Consider the following 2,069-nt stretch of genomic DNA (forward strand, 5'->3'; position numbering starts at 1 on the left):
GCTGACGACCGGCGCACGGGTGCGTAACGCGTATACAACCTACCTTTTAGCGGGGAATAGCCCAGGGAAACTTGGATTAATGCCCCATAGTATGGAGTTCTCACCTGAGAATTTCATTAAACATTTATGGCTATTAGATGGGTATGCGTCCTATTAGTTTGTTGGTAAGGTAACGGCTTACCAAGGCATCGATAGGTAGGGGTCCTGAGAGGGAGATCCCCCACACTGGTACTGAGACACGGACCAGACTCCTACGGGAGGCAGCAGTGAGGAATATTGGACAATGGGCGAGAGCCTGATCCAGCCATGCCGCGTGCAGGAAGACTGCCCTATGGGTTGTAAACTGCTTTTACAGAGGAAGAACCACCCCCACGTGTGGGGGTTTGACGGTACTCTGCGAATAAGGATCGGCTAACTCCGTGCCAGCAGCCGCGGTAATACGGAGGATCCAAGCGTTATCCGGAATCATTGGGTTTAAAGGGTCCGTAGGCGGGCAGTTAAGTCAGTGGTGAAAGTCTTCCGCTCAACGGGAGAACTGCCATTGATACTGATTGTCTTGAGTTATTATGAAGTGGTTAGAATGAGTAGTGTAGCGGTGAAATGCATAGATATTACTCAGAATACCGATTGCGAAGGCAGATCACTAATAATATACTGACGCTGATGGACGAAAGCGTAGGTAGCGAACAGGATTAGATACCCTGGTAGTCTACGCCGTAAACGATGGTTACTAGCTGTTCGGCCCGATTAAGGGCTGAGTGGTTAAGCGAAAGTGATAAGTAACCCACCTGGGGAGTACGTTCGCAAGAATGAAACTCAAAGGAATTGACGGGGGCCCGCACAAGCGGTGGAGCATGTGGTTTAATTCGATGATACGCGAGGAACCTTACCAGGGCTTAAATGTAGTCTGACAGGAGTGGAAACACTTTTTTCTTCGGACAGATTACAAGGTGCTGCATGGTTGTCGTCAGCTCGTGCCGTGAGGTGTCAGGTTAAGTCCTATAACGAGCGCAACCCCTGTGGTTAGTTGCCAGCGAGTAATGTCGGGAACTCTAGCCAGACTGCCGGTGCAAACCGCGAGGAAGGTGGGGATGACGTCAAATCATCACGGCCCTTACGTCCTGGGCCACACACGTGCTACAATGGTAGGGACAGAGAGCAGCCACTTCGCGAGAAGGAGCGAATCTACAAACCCTATCACAGTTCGGATCGCAGTCTGCAACTCGACTGCGTGAAGCTGGAATCGCTAGTAATCGCATATCAGCCATGATGCGGTGAATACGTTCCCGGGCCTTGTACACACCGCCCGTCAAGCCATGGAAGCCGGGGGTACCTGAAGTCGGTCACCGCAAGGAGCCGCCTAGGGTAAAACTGGTAACTGGGGCTAAGTCGTAACAAGGTAGCCGTACCGGAAGGTGCGGCTGGAACACCTCCTTTCTAGAGCTTTTGCCACTTAAAAGGCAAAACACAAGAATCAAAGGGAAGTTCTTAAAGAGATCTTATTTGGTCTTGATTCTAAGCTGTCGATTTAATTATTAAAAGAAATTGCGTGATGTAGGAGCTACATTACACAAGGGACAGTCTCATAGCTCAGCTGGTTAGAGCGCTACACTGATAATGTAGAGGTCGGCAGTTCGAGTCTGCCTGAGACTACTAGCAAAGTATAAAGATACTTTGATAGCAGAGGAAGGCACAAGAGGGCCCAGGAAGTTCATTTACACAGATTGAAAAGGAAATTTTAGAAGTTGGGTAACCCAGTTTGCAGTAAGCAGGAGCAGTTAGCAGTAATAAAGACTGCGTACTGAATACTTAAGACTGCCGACTAACAAATGGGGGATTAGCTCAGCTGGCTAGAGCGCCTGCCTTGCACGCAGGAGGTCATCGGTTCGACTCCGATATTCTCCACACTTCCTTGAGAGCTACCAGGAGATAGGTAAACTAAACAATCAGGAAATGCCCTTAGGGCATATTCGTTTTGTTACCATTAAGAGGTAACTCGCTAGAGAGGAAAAACGTTCATTGACATATTGAGAAACAAAGAATACGAGAAAACTACAGTTATAGAATTC

General features: G+C 48.7%; 2 tRNA genes and 1 rRNA gene. All 3 read left to right on the forward strand.

The annotated features are described in order from the left end of the window. Positions 1-1,437 (forward strand): 16S ribosomal RNA (locus DET49_RS18160); the annotation flags it as partial. A 142-nt stretch (positions 1,438-1,579) separates the two neighbouring features. After that, positions 1,580-1,653, forward strand: a tRNA-Ile gene (locus DET49_RS18165). A gap of 178 nt (positions 1,654-1,831) precedes the next feature. Further along, positions 1,832-1,905, forward strand: a tRNA-Ala gene (locus DET49_RS18170). Positions 1,906-2,069: the final 164 nt, after the last annotated feature.

Origin of the sequence: Salegentibacter sp. 24 (assembly GCF_004362395.1) — a bacterium.
Lineage (GTDB): Bacteria > Bacteroidota > Bacteroidia > Flavobacteriales > Flavobacteriaceae > Salegentibacter.